Source organism: Saccharopolyspora sp., assembly GCF_017434145.1.
Lineage (GTDB): Bacteria > Actinomycetota > Actinomycetes > Mycobacteriales > Pseudonocardiaceae > Saccharopolyspora_C > Saccharopolyspora_C galaxeae.
On sequence record NZ_JAFRFW010000173.1, the window covers coordinates 1 to 15,621 of the forward strand.

Here is a 15,621-nt window from a genome sequence, read left to right on the forward strand (position 1 = left end):
ACCCAGCGCGGTTCGCGAGGTGTGCTCCAGTTCCCGCAACGTCTCCTCGGCATGGCCCGGATCGCGATCCACCAGCGCACGAGCCACTCCGGCGCGCAAGGCCACCACCGACAGGTTGTGCGAGACGATGTCGTGGAACTCGCGGGCGATGCGGGCGCGCTCACCGGCCACGGCCTCCGCGGCGAGCTGCTCCCGCGCCTGGTCCAGCAGCGCGACCGTGCTCTCCAGCTGAGCCGCGCGGCGGCGCCCGAGCCGCACCGCGTACGCCAGCCCCACGACCATGAACAGGTCCACCGAGGCCATCAGCGTGCTCACCACCGCCGACAGCGGCGGTTCGCCCAGCGAGTAGACCACCGGCCACAGCATGGCCAGCACGGTCGCCACGACCGCGCCGGCCACCCCGCTGCGCTGGCACACCGAGTAGACGCCGACCAGGATCGCGAAGTTCAGCGGATCCTCCGGAACCCAGGCGATCGTCAGCGTCGTCGCAGCGGCCAGACAGCCCAGCAACGGCACCCACGGCCACCGCCTGCGCACCAGCAGCAGCCCGAACGCGGGCACGCTGACCAGCATCAGCGACCACCACGGCGTGCCGGGCGGCGGCGGGTCGACGCTGAGCACCAGCACGTGCATGGCGATGAACAGCACGACCATCGCGGAGTCGAGCAGGTACGCCCGCTCGGTCAGCCACGTCGGTATCGGCGAAGTCGACACGGGCAGCAGTATGCGCACGTACCCGCCCGGGAATCAGTAGCCTCGCGCGACCCAATCGTCGAAATGCGGCAAAACCTCACCAACGGTCGTGGTCTCGCCGTGGCCGGGCAGCACCCTGGTGACCTCCGGAAGGGTCAGCAACCGGTCCCGGATCGACTCGGTGAGCACCGCGAAGTCCGAGTAGGACCGCCCGGTCGCCCCGGGACCACCGGCGAACAACGTGTCCCCGGTGAACACCGCGCCGAGGTCGGCCGAGTACAAGCACACCGAGCCGGGCGCGTGCCCCGGGGTGTGCAGCACTTGCAGGCCGGTGCCCGCGACCCCGACCACCTGCCGGTCGGCGAGCTTGCGCTCCGGCTCCCGGTCCGGGTGGGTCAGCCGCCACAGCACCAGGTCGTCCGGGTGCAGGAAGATCGGCGCGCCGACCGCCTCGGCCAGTTCCGGGGCCTTGCGCACGTGGTCGTCGTGGGCGTGCGTGGCCAGGATCGCCAGCACCTTCCGCCCGGCGATCAGCTCCTGGACCGCGGCCGGGTCGTGCGGCACGTCGATCACGACGCACTCGGCGTCGTCGCCGACCACCCAGGCGTTGTTGTCCACATCGAAGGTCTGGCCGTCCAGCGAGAACGTGCCGGAAGTCGTGGTGTGGTCGATGCGCGCGGCCATCAGAACACCACCACCGAACGCAGCACGTCACCGGCGTGCATCTTGCTGAACGCGGACTCCACCTGGTCCAGCGCGATCTGTTCGGTCACGAACTTCTCCAGCGGCAGCCTGCCCTGCTGGTAGAGCTCCACCAGCATCGGGAAGTCCCGGCTGGGCAGGCAGTCGCCGTACCAGGCGGACTTCAGCGAACCGCCGCGCGCGAACACGTCCAGCAGCGGCAGCTCGAGCCGCATCTCCGGCGTGGGCACGCCGACGAGCACCACGGTGCCCGCGAGATCGCGCGCGTAGAACGCCTGCTTGTAGGTCTCCGGCACGCCGACCGCGTCGACCACCAGGTCGGCGCCGAATCCGTCGGTGAGTTCCCGGATCGCCTCGACGGTGTCCTGCTCACCGGCGTTGACGGTGTGCGTGGCACCGAACTGCTTGGCCCAGTCCAGCTTCTTCGGGTCCTTGTCCACGGCGATGATCCGCCGCGCACCGGCCATGTTCGCGCCGGCCACCGAGCCGTCGCCGACACCGCCGCAGCCGATCACGGCCACCGTGTCGCCGGGACCGGCGTGCCCGGTGTTGACCGCGGCGCCGATGCCGGCCATCACGCCGCAGCCCAGCAGCCCGGCCACCGCGGGCCGCGCGGACGGGTCGACCTTCGTGCACTGTCCCGAGTGGACCAGCGTCTTCTCCGCGAAGGCGCCGATGCCCAGCGCCGGTTCCAACGGGGTGCCGTCGGTCAGCGTCATCGGCTGCGCGGCGTTGTGCGTGTCGAAGCAGTACTGCGGACGTCCGCGCTTGCACGCCCGGCACACGCCGCAGACGGCGCGCCAGTTCAGCACCACGAAATCGCCCGGCTCAAGATCCTGGACGCCATCGCCGACCGACTCCACGACACCTGCGGCCTCGTGGCCGAGCAGGAACGGGTAGTCGTCGCTGATGCCGCCTTCCCGGTAGTGCAGGTCGGTGTGGCAGACCCCGCACGCCTGCACGGCCACCACGGCCTCGCCCGGGCCCGGGTCCGGGACCCGGATGTCGACGACCTCGACGGGGGCTCCCTTGCCGGTCGCCACCACGGCACGGACTTCGCTCAACGAACACCTCCTGGCTATCGGATTTCGCCCACATGCGCATATCGACATCTGGCGTCGCGACCATACCGCCCGATCGGACGTAGCCGGTGCCGTCGCGACTGCGGTTCGGTCGAACAGCGGACGCGCCTGGGGGCGGACGGTTCGACACAGTTCGTCACCACGTGGCTACTGTACGGTGCCGGCGATCGAACGAGGAGCACACCATGACCGAAGCGCAGCGCCTGCTGTCCAGGGAGATGGACATCGACCGGCCCTGCGCGGCGCGGATCTACGACGCCTTCCTCGGCGGCTCGCACAACTTCGGCGTCGAGCGGCGGTTCGCCGAACGGCTCGAGCTGGCGCTGCCCGGGGTGACCGGGGTTTTCCGGGACAACCGGGCGTTCCTGCGGCGTGCCGTGGAGTACCTGCTGGCCCGCGGGGTGCGGCAGTTCCTGGATCTGGGTTCGGGCATTCCGACGATCGGGCACGTGCACGAGGTCGCGCGCAGGCGCACCGGCCGGTTCCGGGTGCTGTACGTGGACAACGAGCCGCTGACCGTCGCGCACAGCAAACCGCTGCTGGCCGCCGAACCGTGGGCGGAGATCATCCGCGCGGACCTCCGCGAACCCGGGTCCGTGCTGAACGCGCCGGAAACCGCCGCGCTGCTCGACCTCGCTCAGCCGGTGGGGGTGCTGATGTCGGCGGTGCTGCACTTCCTGGACGACGGCGACGACCCGCACGGCTTGGTGCGCACCTACCAGCGGGCGGTGCCGCCGGGCAGCGCGCTGGTGATCTCGCACGTCACCGGGGGCGAGCAGCCCGCTCCGATGCACTTGCTGGCGAATTTCTACGCGGACACGGCGGATCCGCTGGTGGACCGGTCGCCGGAGTGGATCGACGAGTGCTTCGGCGGGTTCGACCGGCTCGGGCCGGGCACCTGCTGCGTGAGCGATTGGCGTCCGGATCCGGGAGCGCCCGCGCACCCCCACTACCGCATCCTGCACGGTGGTGTCGCACGCAAACCGGCTCGGCACGAGTAGCCGAGTGAAGGACCTGTCGGCCCCATCGGACGGGGCGAAAGCCCCTTCGCACTCCGAACGAGATTACGCGGATCGGGTGACGCGTCGGCGTGTCGGCCGTCCGGATGGCCGTGCGTGCGCGGGCCGCTCGATCGCCGGCGCCTCCGGTGGGTCAGGAGCGGGGAGTGCGGATGAACAGCAGCAGGACACCGGCGACGACCGCGGCGGTTCCGGCCGCCAGCCAGGCGGCGCCGAGACCAGCGTGCTCGGCGAAGAAGCCGAACAGCAGCGGCCCGGCGCTGCCGCCCAGGTAGATCCCGGTCTGGGTGAACGAGGTCGCGCTCGCCACCCGGTCCGGCGCGATGCGGGCGACGGCGAAGTTCAGCAGCCCAGGCCACGCCCACCCGGCACCGAAGCCGACCGACACCCCGAGCAGGAACAGCTCGGCCGAACCCGCCCCCATCAGTACGTAACCGACCGAGCCGACCAGCAGCATCGCCGTGATCAGCCGCAGCAGGTTCGGGTTCCAGCGATCCGCGACCACCCCGGCCGCCAGCCGGATCGTCAGACCGGCCGCGGAACCCAACGACAGCACCAGCCCCGCCGCGGACGGGCTGAACCCGACTTCGACGGCGGTGGTGGTGACGAACGAGCCGAGCGCGTTGGCCGCCGCCGACCCCAGCCCTCCTGCGATGGCCAGCAACAGCAGCGGCACGAACTTCGAATCGCCGGACGATTCAGCCGAAGACGCCCGCGACGAGCGCTCCGCCTCCGCCAGCGCAGGCACCGCGAACGCGGCCAGCAGCCCGAGCAGCCCGCCGAACACGAACACCCAGCGCCAGCCGATGGTGAGCGCGATCGCCGGTACCGCCGCGCCCGCCAGCAGCGTGGCGACCGGGATGGAGGACTGCTTCACGCCGAAGCCCATGCCGCGCCTGGCAGCCGGAACACCTTGGGTGACCAGCAGGTTCGCCGCGGGCTGCGCGAGCGAGTTGGGCAACCCGGCGATCCACAGCAGCGCGACGAGCCAGCCCGAGTGCTGCACGGCGGCCATCCCGAACAGGCAGGCGGCGCTGCCCGCCGCGCCCAGCCGCATCGCCAGCCGGGAGCCGATGCGCTCCACCACCCAGCCCATCGAACGCGACGCCAGCGCGGCGACGCCGAAGAACCCGGCGGTGGCCACGCCGAGCAGCGCTGCGCCGAAATCCAGCTCCCGCTGCAGCTGCACGCCGAGCCCGCCGACCAGGAACACCGGGAAGACCCCGACGGTCACCACCGCGGCGACCGCGCTCAGCACGCGTACCGCGCCGGGGCGGCGTTGGAGCGATCGCCGGTTGTTGATCACCGCTGCGGACATCCGCGCCTCCTCGAATCCGGCCACCAGCGTGTGAACCGAGCAATCGGTTAGCAACGCTAACGTGACGCAGGCCTCGCTGACCGCACTCGAATGCAGGTGCGCACGGCCTTGACGCGCAGGGGCGCAGCGGGACACGGTCGGTGATCGGCACAGCGGCGTGGGGAGTTCGGGTGGCAGCAGAGTTCAGCGGAATCCCATCGCCGGGCCTCGAAGAGCCGGTGCTGCTCGACGCGGTGGAACTGTCCTGGTCGATCCGGCGGCGGGAGATCTCCTGCGTCGAGGTCGCCGAAGCCTTCCTGCGCCACATCGACCGGTTCGACCCGCTGGTCAACGCGATCGTGTCCCGGGCGGACGAGGAAGACGTGCTCGCCCAGGCCCGCGAGCGCGACGCCGCGCTCGACCGCGGCGAGCCCGTCGGCTGGATGCACGGCTTCCCGATCGCGGTGAAGGACCTCGCCGACGCGGCCGGATTCCCCACCACGCAGGGCTTCCAGCGCACCGCACCGGCGACCGAGGACGCGACGCACGTGCGCCGGATGAAGGAAGCGGGCGCGATCGTCGTCGGCAAGACGAACGTGCCCGAGTTCGGACTCGGCTCGCACACGTTCAACGAGGTCTTCGGCACCACGACCAACCCCTACGACCAGACCCGCACGGCGGGCGGCAGCAGCGGAGGGGCCGCTGCGGCGCTGGCGATGCGGATGCTGCCGGTGGCAGACGGCAGCGACTTCATGGGTTCGCTGCGCAATCCGGCGGCGTTCTGCAACGTGCTCGGGCTGCGGCCCGGTTTCGGCCGGGTGCCCTCGCCGGGTTTCGTGGCCGATCCGTCGGTGCCCGGGCCGATGGCGCGCACGGTGCGCGACCTGGCGATGCTGCTGTCCACAATGGCTGGTCCGGACGAGCGGGCGCCGCTGAGCCTGGACCGCGACCCCGCGGAGTTCACCGGGCAGTTGCGCAACGACCCGGCGGGCGTCCGGATCGGCTGGATCGGCGACTTCGACGGCTACCTGCCGACCGAGCCGGGTGTGCTGGACGTGTGCGGTTCCGCGGTGGAGCTGTTCCGGTCGCTGGGCTGCGAGGTCGAGCCGGTTCCGGGCGGGCTCCCGGTGGCGCGGGCGTGGGAGACGTTCCTGCTGTGGCGGCACTGGATGGTCGGCGAGAAGCTGCGCGAGCTGTACGCGGACCCGGCCACCCGCTCGCGGATGAAGCCCGAAGCCGTCTACGAGGCGGAAGGTCACGGCAAGCTCGGGGTACCGGACATCACCGCCGCGCTGGAAGGCCGCGACGCCTGGCGGGCCGTGGTTTCGGACCTGTTCGCCCGCTACGACTTCCTGCTCGCGCCGAGCACGCAGGTCTTCCCGTTCGATGTCGGGATGCGCTGGCCGGAGGAGGTCGGCGGCCGCCCGATGGACACCTACCACCGCTGGATGGAGACGGCCGCGCCGTGGACCTTGTCCGGCCATCCGGTGCTGAACCTGCCCGCCGGGTTCAACGGCGCCGGGTTGCCGACCGGGGTGCAGCTCATCGGCCGCGGCCACGCCGAGTGGGAGCTGCTGCGGCTCGGGCACGCCTACGAGCAGGCCAGCGATTGGGTGCACGCAGCCCTGCCACCGGCCCTGACCTGACCGCGTCGCGGCCGGATGTCGAGTGGATTCCCCGGATTCCGCCGTTGCCCGCGCCTCACGGTGCCCTGCGACGCACTCGCTGACCGGCCTCGCGGTCCCGCGGCCTCGCTGGTCATGCTCGCACGAGCGGCATTCGCGGCAGGCGAACGGCCCGGGGCCGGTGTGCACAGCCGCGCAACCCGGTGTGCAGGATGTGCGAGGCTGCATCAGCAACGTGGCGTTTCAGGGAAGGTGGCAAGTGGGTACCGAGGTTTTCTCCCTGCAGGACAAGGTGGCGCTGGTGACCGGTGCCGGGCAGGGCATCGGGCTGGAGATCGCCAAGGCGCTGCGCTCGTCGGGTGCGCACGTGGTGCTCGGGGAGATCAACCCGGAGACCGGCAAGGCCGCGGCCGAGCAGATCGGCGGTGAGTTCCTGCAGGTGGACGTGACCGACTCCGCGCAGGTCGCCGACGCGGTGGCGAAGATCGTCGCCGAGCACGGGCACCTGGACGTCTCGGTGCACAACGCGGGCATGGTGCGCAACGAGCCCGCCGAGGACATGAGCGACGAGTCGTGGCGCAAGGTCGTCGGGCTGAACCTGGACGCGGTGTTCTACTGCTGCCGCGAGGTCGGCAAGCAGATGCTCGCCCAGGGTTCCGGATCGATCGTGAACATCGCGTCGATGTCCGGGCTGATCTCGAACCACCCGCAGCCGCAGGTCTCCTACAACTCCTCCAAGTCCGGCGTGATCATGCTGACGAAGTCGCTGGCCGGTGAGTGGGGCGGCCGCGGCGTGCGGGTCAACTCGATCTCGCCCGGCTACACCGGCACCGAGCTGCTGCGCGGGGTGCAGACCACGCAGCCGGAGTGGTTCAACAGCTGGGTGGCGCAGACCCCGCTGGGCCGGGTCGGTGAGCCGCACGAGCTCGGGCCGGTGGCGGTGTTCCTGGCCTCGGAGGCGAGCAGCTTCGTGACCGGCAGCAACATCGTCGCCGACGGCGGTTTCACCGTCTGGTGATCGGCGCGGGTGCGCGGCGAGGGGACCGCGAGCGGCCGGTCACGACCGGCCGCTGATCCCGGTCCCCTGGTCGGCCTCGGATGCCGTCCCGTTCCGGGACCTCTTCCTGAGCCGACGCCGCTGCAAGCCGGCACCCGGACGCGTGTCCTTTGTGGACGTCGCGGCCAGGTCGAGCGGCGTCCGCCCGCGGCATCCCCGATCGGTCCAGCGCCAACGCGCGGACGGTGGTCCGCTGTTGACGGCTGTTTCCTGGGCGGCGTCGGCGCGCTCGCCGGGGCCGAACCAGCTTGACCACCGGCGGGCCCTCCTAGCCGCGGAAGGCGTTGCTGCCGGTCAGCGCCTGGCCGATGGTCAGCGCGTGCATCTCGCTGGTGCCTTCGTAAGTCATCACCGACTCCAGGTTCGTCATGTGCCGCATGATCGGGTACTCCAGCGAGATCCCGTTGGCGCCGAGGATGGTCCGCGCCGTGCGGGCGACCTCCAGCGCGCCGCGCACGTTGTCCAGCTTGCCGAAGCTGACCTGCTGCGGAAGCAGCGTCCCGGCGTCCTTGCGCTTGCCCAGGTGCAGCGCCAGCAGCCGGGCGTTGTTCACCCGCACCGCCATGTCGGCGAGTTTGCCCTGGGTGAGCTGGAAGCCGGCGATGGGCCGGTCGAACTGCTCGCGGGTGCGCGCGTAGTCCAGCGCGGTCCCCAGGCAGTCGCGGGCCGCCCCGGTCGCGCCCCACACGATCCCGTAGCGGGCCTCGTTCAGGCAGCTCAGCGGACCGCGCAGCCCCACGGCCCCGGGCAGGGCGGCCTCCGCGGGCAACCGCACCCCGTCCAGCACGAGTTCGCTGGTCACCGAAGCGCGCAGGGATGCCTTCTTCTTGATCTCCGGCGCGGAGAATCCGGGCACGTCGGTGGGCACCACGAAACCGCGCACGCCGTCATCGGTCTGCGCCCAGACCACGGCGACATCGGCGACGCTGCCGTTGGTGATCCACATCTTGCGCCCGTCGAGCACCCAGTCTCCGCCGTCCTTGCGCGCGCGGGTGCGCATCGACGCCGGGTCCGAGCCGTGGTCCGGTTCGGTGAGCCCGAAGCAGCCGATCGCCTCGCCCGCCGCCATCCGCGGCAGCCACTGCTGCTTTTGCTCCTCCGAGCCCCAGCGCCAGATCGCGAACATCGCCAGCGATCCCTGCACCGACACCAGCGAACGCAGTCCGGAGTCGACGGCCTCCAGCTCTTCGCAGGCCACCCCGTAGTCCACCGCGGACGCGCCCGCGCAGCCGTAGCCCTCCAGGTGCATCCCGAGGACGCCGAGCTTGCCGAGTTCGCGAGCCAGTTCCCGGGCCTGCGGGAACTCGCCGCGCTCGAACCAGTCGCCGACGTGCGGCACCACCAGGTCCCGGCACAGCGCCCGGACGCTGTCGCGCAGCGCGAGCTGCTCGGTGCTGAGCTCGGCGTCGATGCCGAGGGGGTCGCGGGGGTCGAAGTCGGGTTTGGCGCTCATCGGCGGCCTCCTCGGGACGGATCGTCGAACAACGGCGCCGGCGCGGCGGTCTCGCCTGCCAGCCAGGAACGCACCTCGTCGGTGTGCTCGCCCAAGTGCGGGGGCGCTACCGGCGGCACGACGCCGGACTCGGAGAACTCGATCGGGGTGCGCACCTGCGCCACTCCCCCGTCACCAGGATCGGCCGTGGGTGCCAGCCCGAGCGACTCGGCGTACTGCAGCGCACCGCCGAGGTCGTTGACCTGGCCGCAGGCGATGCCCACCCGGTGCAGCCGGTCCTGCCAGTCCGCGGCCGGCCGCGCGCCGAGCACGTTCTCCAGCCGTTCCACCAGGGAGTCGCGGTTGGCCACGCGCGCTGCGTTGGTCGCGAAGGCCGGGTCGTCGGCCAAGCCGACCAGGCCCAGCGCTTCGGTGAGCCTGCGGAACTGGTCGTCGTTGCCGACCGCGACGGCCAGCAGCGCGTCCTCGCAGCGCAGCGTCTCGTACGGGGCGATGCTCGGGTGCCGGTTGCCCATCCGCTCCGGCGGGATGCCGGTGGTCAGCAGCCCGCTGACCTGGTTCACCAGCGAGGACAGCAGGCTGGAGAGCAGGTTGACCTCGACGTGCTGGCCCTGCCCGGTGGCGTCCCGCTGCCGCAGCGCGGCCATGATCCCGAACGCGAGGTCCTTGCCGGTGAGCACGTCCACCACGGCGACCCCCACCTTCGTCGGTGGGCCTTCCTGGCCGCCGGTGACGCTCATCAGCCCGCCGACCGCCTGCACCACGAAGTCGTAGCCGGGCAGGTCCGCGCCGGGACCGGAACCGAAGCCGGACACCGACGCGTAGATCAGCCCTGGGTTGAGCTGCTGCGCGGCGTCGTAGTCCAGCCCGGCCTTGTCCAGCACGCCCGGCCGGAAGTTCTCCACCAGCACGTCCGCGCGGCGGACGAGTTCGCGGGCGGTGGCCCGGTCCTGCTCGTCGGCGAAGTCCAGCGCGATGCTGCGCTTGCCGCGGTTGACCGACTCGAAGTAGGACGAGCTGCGCTCCGTCCACGGTGGACCCCAGCCGCGAGTGTCGTCCCCGGCGCCGGGCCGCTCGACCTTGATCACGGTCGCGCCGAGGTCGGCCAGCAGCATGGTCGCGTAGGGACCGGCCAGCACCCGGCTGAAGTCCGCCACGACCACGCCGTCCATCGGCAGCGCCCGACCCATCGCTGACCACCTTCCGGTTCTTCGACCGCCTGCGGGAACGCACCGCCGGACCGCGCGACGAGCACGCACGTCCCGCCAACCGCCTGCACCGACCGGCCGCCGCCACTTGCGAGCATTCGGCTCCGTGCCAGCGTGTTGCGTTCCACCGAGATTGGATCCAATATACAGTCAGCGCCGCAGTCGTCAACAAGATCTCGTCCGGGTGATCGTCGATCCGGGGCGGTCGTCCGCGCGATGATCGGCGTCACGTCCGCCGAGCACGACGCCACGCCCGAAGACCCGGCAGGAGCCCGATGCCCGCAGATCGCGACCACCCCGACGAGGCGCCGCAGGACCGGGCGCGCGCCGCAGATGCCCGCACCGCAGCTCCCCGCGCCGACCTGCGCTGGCCGGACCAGGGCACCCGGCCGCCGACCACGCAGGCCTTCGTGCTCGACGCGCTGCGCCGCGCGATCACCTCCGGGTCGCTGCCGCCGGGCCGCCCGATCCGGCAGGACGGCATCGCGCACGACCTCGGCGTCAGCCGGGTGCCGCTGCGGGAGGCGCTGAAGACCCTGGAAGCCGAGGGACAGGTCGTCTACCGCCCGCACCGCGGCTACGCGGTGGCGGAGCTGTCGCTGGACGACCTGGTGGAGGTCTACCGGATCCGGGAACTGCTGGAGTCGGAGGCGGCCGGGATCGCGGCCACCGCGTTCACCGAGGCCGACCTGGCCCGGATCACCGATGCCGCCGAGGACGTCGAATCGGCCGCCGAGGACGGGGACCTGGTGGGCATGATCGCGGCGAACCGCAGGTTCCACTTCGCCTTGCTGGAGCCCGCCGGAATGCCGCGGCTGATGCGGATGGTGCGGACGCTGTGGGACGCCACGGACGCCTATCGCGCGGTCTACTACAACGCGACGGCCAACCGCGCGCGCGTGCGCGACGAGCATTCGGCGATCGTCCGCGCGGCCGCGGAAGGCGACGCCGAGAAGCTGATCGCCGAGCTGAGCACCCACCGCAGCCACGCCATCGATTCGCTGCGCGAGACGATCACCTGATCAAGTCTTCAGCAGTACCTCGGCCGCCTTCCGCGCCTGCCGCGCCGCGTCCGGCACATCCATCGAGGCGGAGACGGTGACGCCTTCGTAGAGCAGCAGCGCGGTCTTGGCGAAGTCGGCCGGGTCGGGCGCATCCGCGGCTTCGGCGAGCCGCGCGAAGTGCTCCCGCACCCATTCCTGCTGCGCGGTGATGATCGCGCGCGCCGGGTGCTCGGCGTCGGGGATCTCGGCCAGCGCGTTGACGAAGCCGCAGCCGCGGAAGTCCCCGCGATCGATCCACTCGGCCAGCGCGTCGAACGTGCCGAGCACTTGCTCCGCGGCCGATCCACCGTGCTCGTCGAGCCACCGCAGCACCCACTCGCGCCAGCGCTCGTCGCGCTGCTCGAGGTATGCGGTGACGAGGTTGTCCTTGGAGCCGAAGCAGGCGTACAGCGTCTTCTTCGTGACCCCGGCTTCGGCGGCGATGCCCTCGACGCCGACCGCGTGGATGCCCTGCCGGTAGAACAGCTCGGCGGCCACGTCGAGGATCCGCCGCCCGGCGGGTGTGAGCCGTTCGCGAGTCATGAGCCCATTCTATACCGACCGGTGTGTTGACAAATCCGCCGCGCGCGTCTTCAGTAGTAACCACACCGGTCGGTATACCTAGGAGAAGCGATGCGAGCAGTGCAGTTGACCGGGTTCGGCGGGCCGGAACGGCTCGACTACCGCGAGGACCTGCCGGAACCCGAACCCTCCGCGCACGAGGTGCGGATCCGCGTCGGCGCGACGGGCATCAACAACACCGACGTGTGGACGCGGGAAGGCGCGTACGGCTCGTCCGACGACCCGTCGGCGACCGCGGGCTGGCGCCGCGAACCGCTCGAATTCCCCCGCGTGCAAGGCGCGGACGTCGCGGGCCGGATCGACCGCGTGGGCCCAGGCGTCGGCGAAGAACGGATCGGCGAGCGCGTGCTGGTCGACCCGATGCTCTACACCGGCGGCGAGCGGGAACTGGTCGACACCGAATACCTGGGCAGCGAGCGCGACGGCGGTTTCGCCGAGCTCGTGACCGTGCCCGCGGGCAACGCGCACCCGATCGACAGCGAACTCGGCGACGCGGAGCTCGCCACGTTCCCGACCGCCTACGCCACCGCAATGCGGATGCTGGAGCGAGCCCGCGTGCGCGCCGGGGAGACGGTGCTGGTCACCGGCGCCTCGGGCGGAGTCGGTTCGGCGTTGATCCAGCTCGGTGCGCTGCGGGGCGCGCGGGTCGTCGCGGTCACGACGGCAGCGAAGGCCGAGCGCGCCGCGAAGCTGGGTGCCGAAGCCGTCCTGGACCGGGCGGATCTGGCGGTGGAACTCGAGCGCACCGGCCCGGTCGACGTCGTCGCCGATGTCGTGGCCGGTCCGGCGTTTTCCCCGCTGCTGCGGTCTTTGGCGCCGTTGGGCCGCTACGTCGTCGCCGGCGGGATCGCCGGGCCGCTGGTCGAAACCGATCTGCGCACGATCTACCTGCGGCAGGTCGAGCTGGTCGGTTCCTCGTTCGGCACGCACGAGGATTTCGCCCGCGTGGTGCGGCACATCGCCGCCGGTGAGCTGCGCCCGCTGCTGGCCGGGACCTATCCGCTGCACCGGCTCCGCGAAGCGCAGCAGGACTTCAAGGCCAAGGACTTCTTCGGCAAGCTCGTCGTGCTCCCGGGCGCGGCGTGAACCACCTGAGCGCCAGGAGCGACGCACCCATGGACAACGCGGTCATCGACGGCGCCCGGCTCGCCTACCACCACTCGCCGGGCACGACGGGAGAAACGGTCGTGCTGCTGCACGGCACCCCGTCGCACACCTTCTTGTGGCGCAACGTGATCCCGGAACCGGAAGCCGACGGGCACGGGGTTCTCGCGCACGACCTGCTCGGCTACGGCCGCTCGGAACGTCCGGTGGGCCGGGCGACGTCGGTGGTCGAGCAGGTCCCGCTGCTGCACGGGCTGCTCGATCACCTCGGGATCGAGCGGTGCACGCTGGTCGCGCACGACATCGGCGGCGCGATCGCGCAGCTTTTCGCCGTCGAGCACCCGCAACGGGTGCGGCGGCTGATGCTGATCGACAGCGTGTGCCGGGACTCGTGGCCGTCACCGACCTGGCGGCGGATCATCGAAGAGCACGGCGACGACCACGCGCGGCTGCCGCAGCAGGACTTCGAGCAGATCCTCACGCGGCAGTTGCAGTCGGCGGTCGCGACGCCGATGGCGGAGCCGGTGCTCGACGCCTACTTGGAACCGCATCGAGGTCCGCTGGGTCGCATGTCGTTCTTCGAGCACCAAGTGCGCCACTACGACTCGCGGCCCACTCGGGAGATCGCCGCGCGCCTGCCGGAACTCACGATGCCCACGCGGGTGCTGTGGGGCGAGCAGGACCGCTGGCAACCGGTGGAACTCGGCGAATGGCTCGCCCGCACGATCCCGGGCGCCGAGCTGGCCGTGATCCCGGCGGCCGGGCACTTCCTTCCCGAGGAAGCGCCCGGCCGGGTCGCCGCGGAGATCCGGAGCCTGCTCGGGGAATCTTGAGAGGATTCCTCAGTACGTGTAGAAGCCGCGGCCGGACTTCTTGCCGTAGTGCCCGGCGTCGACCATCCGCTGCAGCAGCGGCGGCGCGGCGTACAGCGGCTCCTTGAACTCCTCGTACATCGAGTCGGCGACGGACTTCATGGTGTCCAGCCCGATCATGTCCGACAGCGTCAGCGGCCCCATCGGGTGCGAGCAGCCCAGGACCATGCCGTTGTCGATGTCCTCGGCGGAGGCCACGCCGCTCTCGTACATCCGCACCGCGGACAGCAGGTACGGCACCAGCAGCGCGTTGACCACGAACCCGGCCCGGTCCTTGGCGCGGATGGCCTGCTTGCCGAGCTGTCCGGTGGCGAAATCGGAAGCTCGCTGCACGGTCTGCTCCGAGGTCGCCAGCGAGGGCACCAGCTCGACCAGCTTCATCACCGGCACCGGGTTGAAGAAGTGCACGCCGAGCACCTGCTCGGGCCTGCCGGTGGCGCCCGCGAGCTTGGCGATCGGGATGGAGGAGGTGTTCGAGGCCAGGATCGCGTCCGCGCCGGTGACCCGGTCCAGTTCGGCGAACACGCTGGTCTTGAGCTGCTCGTTCTCCGCGATGGCCTCGACGACCAGCTGCCGGTCGGCGAAGTCGGCCAGCGAGGTGGTGAACCGCAGCCGCCCTAGCGCGGCGTCCCGGTCGGCTTCGGCGAGCTTGCCGCGCTGCACGGCGCGCTCCAGCGAGCCGGTGATGCGCTGCCTGCCGGCTTCGACGGCTTCCTCGCTGACCTCGGAGACCAGCACGTCGAGCCCGGAGCGGGCGTTGACCTCGGCGATGCCGGCTCCCATTAGGCCGGAGCCCACCACGCCCACGCGTTCGATCTTCGTCACCACACCGATCCTTCCGTCCGCGACTCGGCCGCTGCCGAACGACAGCCCGGATGATGTCAAAACGAACGGTTACCGGTCGGTAAGGGGTGCGGTAGGCCACGCCGGTGCGGTCAGGTGGGAGCTCGAAGAAGCCGGACCGCTGCTTGCACGGCCCGGCTTCCTGCCTCCCGGAGCCCCCCGCCACTGACCCCCTGGAGCGAGCCACACTACAGCAACGAACGTGGACGGATCTACGTCTCGCGGCCACATGTGTGGACATCTTTCACGGCATCGGCGGTGTCCCGGAGATCGCCACGCCTTAGAGTCGTGTCCGTGGAGCCCGCGCCCGACTTCTCCGCCAGCCCCGCTTCGGGAAGCGCGATCAGCGTGCACGTGTTCGCCGAGCGGCTGACCGAGCTGCTGGAGGCGCAACCCGATCCGGAAACCGGCAAGCCCTACGGCAGCGAGCGGATGGCCACGCTGCTGACCGAGCGCGGCGTGCGGATGTCCGGCACGCACATGTGGCACCTGCGCACCGGCCGCGCGGTGCCGCGGCTGACCGAGGTGGTCGCGTTCGCCGAGTTCTTCGGCGTGGGCCTGGACTTCTTCGATCCGGCGATCTCGCGGGACCTGCTGGCGCAGTGGCGGCTGGCCGGGCAATTCCGCAGGCAGGGGGTCGAGGAGGTGGCGCTGCGCCAGCTCACCGGGCAATTCCCGGAGCAGGATCGTCCGCACGTGGCCGAGGCGATTCTCGGGGTCTTGCAAGGGTTCAAGGCGCTGCGCGCGGATCAGTTGCCGGGTTCGCCCGACGACCGGAGCCCGACCGAACCCCTCGAACGGCCCCGGCAGGACGGCAAGCGCGGCAAGGGCCGGAAAAGCTCATGAGGTTCCTGGTGTGGAGCGAAGGCGGGCGGGCGCGTTCGCGCTGGATGCTGCGCAGGCGCAGCGCGCGGCGGTAGTTGCAAAAATTGCACGTGATAGTGGTGCATTAACTATTGCTGTAGTTACTAAACCTTTTACAATGGAAGGTAAAAGAAAAATGAATTTTGCCAATGAAGGTTTAAGCAAACTAAAAGAAGC

Annotated in this window: 15 protein-coding genes and 1 pseudogene; 8 read left to right on the forward strand and 8 right to left on the reverse strand. The window is 70.9% G+C overall.

Annotation, left to right across the window (positions count from 1 at the left end):
- The 3 genes from IJH84_RS04870 to IJH84_RS04880 form a co-directional block, all read right to left on the reverse strand.
- Window positions 1–714, reverse strand: a 714-nt coding sequence (locus IJH84_RS04870) for a histidine kinase (protein WP_295140747.1), incomplete at its 3' end; no start/stop codon positions are given.
- A 33-nt stretch (window positions 715–747) separates the two neighbouring features.
- On the reverse strand, window positions 748–1,377 hold the full coding sequence (locus IJH84_RS04875) for an MBL fold metallo-hydrolase (protein ID WP_200071354.1): 630 nt from the start codon (window positions 1,375–1,377) through the stop codon (window positions 748–750).
- Entirely contained in the window at window positions 1,377–2,459 is a 1,083-nt protein-coding gene (locus IJH84_RS04880) for an S-(hydroxymethyl)mycothiol dehydrogenase (RefSeq protein WP_295140755.1), read from the reverse strand. The genes IJH84_RS04875 and IJH84_RS04880 overlap by 1 nt, the downstream gene beginning before the upstream one ends.
- 203 nt (window positions 2,460–2,662) lie before the next feature.
- On the opposite strand from IJH84_RS04880, the gene IJH84_RS04885 reads away from it, so the two are divergent.
- Window positions 2,663–3,478, forward strand: coding sequence for an SAM-dependent methyltransferase (locus IJH84_RS04885; protein WP_295140759.1), 816 nt, complete (start codon window positions 2,663–2,665; stop codon window positions 3,476–3,478).
- 151 nt (window positions 3,479–3,629) lie between these two features.
- Here IJH84_RS04885 and IJH84_RS04890 read toward each other — a convergent pair whose 3' ends face one another.
- The gene (locus IJH84_RS04890) at window positions 3,630–4,814 is read right to left on the reverse strand and encodes an MFS transporter (RefSeq protein ID WP_295140761.1); all 1,185 of its coding nucleotides are present in this window, start codon (window positions 4,812–4,814) and stop codon (window positions 3,630–3,632) included.
- A gap of 170 nt (window positions 4,815–4,984) precedes the next feature.
- Here IJH84_RS04890 and IJH84_RS04895 point away from each other — a divergent pair, with 170 nt between their 5' ends.
- Both IJH84_RS04895 and IJH84_RS04900 read left to right on the forward strand, forming a co-directional pair.
- Window positions 4,985–6,439, forward strand: a complete 1,455-nt coding sequence (locus IJH84_RS04895; protein ID WP_295140766.1) for an amidase — start codon at window positions 4,985–4,987, stop codon at window positions 6,437–6,439.
- Window positions 6,440–6,677: 238 nt separating this feature from the next.
- The gene (locus tag IJH84_RS04900) at window positions 6,678–7,436 is read left to right on the forward strand and encodes an SDR family oxidoreductase (protein WP_200071349.1); all 759 of its coding nucleotides are present in this window, start codon (window positions 6,678–6,680) and stop codon (window positions 7,434–7,436) included.
- Window positions 7,437–7,743: 307 nt separating this feature from the next.
- On the opposite strand, the gene IJH84_RS04905 is transcribed toward IJH84_RS04900, so the two are convergent.
- Together IJH84_RS04905 and IJH84_RS04910 are read right to left on the reverse strand one after the other, a co-directional pair.
- Entirely contained in the window at window positions 7,744–8,928 is a 1,185-nt protein-coding gene (locus IJH84_RS04905) for an acyl-CoA dehydrogenase family protein (RefSeq protein WP_295140775.1), read from the reverse strand.
- Window positions 8,925–10,118, reverse strand: coding sequence for a CaiB/BaiF CoA-transferase family protein (locus IJH84_RS04910; RefSeq protein ID WP_200071347.1), 1,194 nt, complete (start codon window positions 10,116–10,118; stop codon window positions 8,925–8,927). Before IJH84_RS04910 ends, IJH84_RS04905 begins: the two co-directional genes overlap by 4 nt.
- 293 nt (window positions 10,119–10,411) lie before the next feature.
- On the opposite strand from IJH84_RS04910, the gene IJH84_RS04915 reads away from it, so the two are divergent.
- Window positions 10,412–11,158, forward strand: a complete 747-nt coding sequence (locus tag IJH84_RS04915; RefSeq protein ID WP_295140780.1) for a GntR family transcriptional regulator — start codon at window positions 10,412–10,414, stop codon at window positions 11,156–11,158.
- Here the strand turns inward: IJH84_RS04915 and IJH84_RS04920 are convergent, their stop codons facing one another.
- Window positions 11,159–11,722, reverse strand: coding sequence for a TetR/AcrR family transcriptional regulator (locus IJH84_RS04920; protein ID WP_200071345.1), 564 nt, complete (start codon window positions 11,720–11,722; stop codon window positions 11,159–11,161). It lies immediately after the preceding gene.
- A 90-nt stretch (window positions 11,723–11,812) separates the two neighbouring features.
- Between IJH84_RS04920 and IJH84_RS04925 the strand changes: the two genes are divergently transcribed.
- Entirely contained in the window at window positions 11,813–12,847 is a 1,035-nt protein-coding gene (locus IJH84_RS04925) for an alcohol dehydrogenase family protein (RefSeq protein WP_295140783.1), read from the forward strand.
- Window positions 12,848–12,876: 29 nt separating this feature from the next.
- Window positions 12,877–13,698, forward strand: coding sequence for an alpha/beta hydrolase (locus IJH84_RS04930; protein ID WP_295140786.1), 822 nt, complete (start codon window positions 12,877–12,879; stop codon window positions 13,696–13,698).
- 9 nt (window positions 13,699–13,707) lie between these two features.
- Here the strand turns inward: IJH84_RS04930 and IJH84_RS04935 are convergent, their stop codons facing one another.
- A complete protein-coding gene (locus IJH84_RS04935; protein ID WP_295140789.1) occupies window positions 13,708–14,562 on the reverse strand; it encodes a 3-hydroxybutyryl-CoA dehydrogenase in 855 nt (284 codons plus the stop codon).
- Window positions 14,563–14,874: 312 nt separating this feature from the next.
- Between IJH84_RS04935 and IJH84_RS04940 the strand changes: the two genes are divergently transcribed.
- Both IJH84_RS04940 and IJH84_RS04945 read left to right on the forward strand, forming a co-directional pair.
- Window positions 14,875–15,426, forward strand: a complete 552-nt coding sequence (locus IJH84_RS04940) for a hypothetical protein (RefSeq protein ID WP_295140792.1) — start codon at window positions 14,875–14,877, stop codon at window positions 15,424–15,426.
- A gap of 10 nt (window positions 15,427–15,436) precedes the next feature.
- Window positions 15,437–15,621, forward strand: a pseudogene (locus IJH84_RS04945) (hypothetical protein); the annotation flags it as partial.

Excerpts from the sequence above, each read along its gene's own strand:
- IJH84_RS04910 (WP_200071347.1), bottom strand. The coding sequence starts at position 10,118 with ATGGGTCGGGCGCTGCCGATGGACGGCGTGGTCGTGGCGGACTTCAGC.
- IJH84_RS04890 (WP_295140761.1), bottom strand. The coding sequence starts at position 4,814 with ATGTCCGCAGCGGTGATCAACAACCGGCGATCGCTCCAACGCCGCCCC.
- IJH84_RS04920 (WP_200071345.1), bottom strand. The coding sequence starts at position 11,722 with ATGACTCGCGAACGGCTCACACCCGCCGGGCGGCGGATCCTCGACGTG.
- IJH84_RS04925 (WP_295140783.1), top strand. The coding sequence starts at position 11,813 with ATGCGAGCAGTGCAGTTGACCGGGTTCGGCGGGCCGGAACGGCTCGAC.
- IJH84_RS04915 (WP_295140780.1), top strand. The coding sequence starts at position 10,412 with ATGCCCGCAGATCGCGACCACCCCGACGAGGCGCCGCAGGACCGGGCG.
- IJH84_RS04885 (WP_295140759.1), top strand. The coding sequence starts at position 2,663 with ATGACCGAAGCGCAGCGCCTGCTGTCCAGGGAGATGGACATCGACCGG.
- IJH84_RS04905 (WP_295140775.1), bottom strand. The coding sequence starts at position 8,928 with ATGAGCGCCAAACCCGACTTCGACCCCCGCGACCCCCTCGGCATCGAC.
- IJH84_RS04930 (WP_295140786.1), top strand. The coding sequence starts at position 12,877 with ATGGACAACGCGGTCATCGACGGCGCCCGGCTCGCCTACCACCACTCG.
- IJH84_RS04875 (WP_200071354.1), bottom strand. The coding sequence starts at position 1,377 with ATGGCCGCGCGCATCGACCACACCACGACTTCCGGCACGTTCTCGCTG.